This window comes from Candidatus Woesearchaeota archaeon, from assembly GCA_003694805.1.
Classification (GTDB): Archaea; Nanobdellota; Nanobdellia; order Woesearchaeales; family J110; genus J110.
The window spans coordinates 1-1,898 of the sequence record RFJU01000153.1; the positions used below are offsets into that span (position 1 = coordinate 1).

At 45.3% G+C, this 1,898-nt stretch carries 3 protein-coding genes; 2 read left to right on the top strand and 1 reads right to left on the bottom strand.

Annotated features, from left to right (window positions below; all coding sequences use genetic code 11):
- On the top strand, window positions 1–318 hold a 318-nt coding region (locus D6783_05645), incomplete at its 5' end, for a hypothetical protein (protein ID RME52174.1).
- Here the strand turns inward: D6783_05645 and D6783_05650 are convergent.
- Window positions 307–723 carry a hypothetical protein gene (locus D6783_05650; GenBank protein ID RME52175.1) on the bottom strand — a complete coding sequence of 139 codons (417 nt, stop codon included), beginning with the start codon at window positions 721–723 and terminating at the stop codon, window positions 307–309. The genes D6783_05645 and D6783_05650 overlap by 12 nt on opposite strands.
- 150 nt (window positions 724–873) lie before the next feature.
- On the opposite strand from D6783_05650, the gene D6783_05655 reads away from it, so the two are divergent.
- Window positions 874–1,728 (top strand): integrase, encoded by an 855-nt coding sequence (locus D6783_05655; GenBank protein RME52176.1) that lies wholly within the window; start codon window positions 874–876, stop codon window positions 1,726–1,728.
- Window positions 1,729–1,898 lie beyond the last annotated feature (170 nt).

Below are 1,898 nucleotides of genomic sequence, written 5' to 3' on the forward strand. Positions count from 1 at the left end.
ATCTATCCTGCTTTGAAGAAGCTGAGAAGAGGAAAACTCATTACCTACCGGCGTTTTGGAAGAAAGAAGATTTATCACCTCACCCCTGAAGGAGAGACAGCATTACGTGATCTCTACATGGCATTTAGAAAGTATTTTGCAGGCGTGAGAGCGCAAAAATCCATATCTTCAGCCAAATCGCCTGCCAAAGAGCCCAAATCGCCCGGCAAGCGCAATGCAGAAACCGGCCGGGTGCGAAAAGCGTCCCGGTTGCAAAAGAACACGTCTGCAAAGAAAACGGAGCGGAGAAGTCCCAAAAAAAAGAAACTAAAAAATTAAAGTTTTGACTAAATTATTTAAGCAAAGAAGGTCGGGGTAAGACGAGCCCTTGCAAAGGCAAAAAAACGAAGCAATCGACCACCCGCTCGTCCCAATTACCAAGCTTGACCAAGCAAGCTCGAGGAAGAAGCCCTCAACAAGCATTGCCAATTCTTCTTTCGATCCGCCTTTCGCATTCTCTCGTTCGCGTACGTTCTGTATGGTGGAAACAAGAAAAGGCCCGTCAACAAAAAAGCACATCGTTGCCAGCAACTCGTTAGCGAGCTTTTGGTAGGCCTGAATAGTAGCGCAAGGCAGGCTCTGCTGTTCTTTGCCCCCCCCTCCTCTCCATTCTTTCAACAACCTTCTGAAGGGGATGCCTCCGATGGTGGTTTTTGCAAGAAAAGCCCAGGGTTTTTTGATCAAATACGTGGTTTGAGCGTTGAGCGAGCGCCCTTTATAAAGAAAGGGGCGGCAGTCCTAATAGCGGAAGGAAAGAAACCAAAACTTTATAAATAAATATTCGGGTAATATACATTACCCGAACAAATAAAGAGTGTTTAAAAAGGAAGCCCGATGAACCAAGACATCAGAACGCGCATGCAAAGCGAACTCGTTCTAAGAGGATATAGCAGCGAGACCGCTCGAGCTTATCTTCGCTATGTTGGGCAGTTCATTGAATTCTTGCAGCCAAAGCAACTTTACGAGGCAAGCGACGAGGATGTCAAGGCGTTTTTGAGCTTGCTTGTAACCGAGAAGAACGCCTCAGCAAGGACCTTGCATTTGGCGCGGGCCGGCGTGTTGTTTGCGCTCAGAGAGGTGTTGCACAAGCAGGTCGGGAATATTGTCGTTCCCAAAATTCCAAGATCCCTTCCTGTTGTGCTGAGCAAGGAAGAAATTTCGCGTATTTTGAGCGTGTTGCCAAGTATGAAGAGCAGGCTTCTCGTGATGTTATTGTATGGGTCAGGGTTGAGAGTGAGCGAGTGTGTCCATGTCAAGGTCGAGGATTTGGAGTTGGAGCAGCGAATCGGGTGGGTTCGGGAAGGGAAAGGAAAGAAGGACCGCATGTTTATTATGAGTAAGGAGACCGTACAACTCATTAGGCGGTTCGTGCAAAAGAAAGGTATTGAGAAGGGTTTTTTGTTCCAAGGCAAGAATGGCAGAGCCATGACTGCAAGGTCCGTGCAGGCCGTGCTCAAGCGCGCCGGGGCTCGTGCGGGTTTGCTCAAGCCAGTCACACCTCACAAGCTTCGGCATAGTTTCGCAACGCATTTGCGAGAATCCGGCGTTGATTTGCGCATTATTCAAGAGCTCTTAGGGCACTCTTCGATTCAAACGACGGAAATTTATACGAAGGTTTCTTCTGAGGAGAAGCGACGGGTAGTGAGCCCTCTCGATAGTTTGAGGCTTAGCCCAAAACAAGAGGACTAAATTATTTTGTGTTTGATTAAAATTTTAATAACTATAATTTGCTGTTTTTGCTTAAATTATTTAATATTGGAACACCTATTTATTGGCTATACAATAATTAAAAAATATAATAAATATGACAAATTTTTAAGAATAGGACAAAAATTATTTTTATATAAGGCCAAATTAAA

Bases quoted from the DNA above. Each gene is read 5' to 3' on its own strand.
- D6783_05655 (RME52176.1), top strand. From the start codon at position 874: ATGAACCAAGACATCAGAACGCGCATGCAAAGCGAACTCGTTCTAAGA.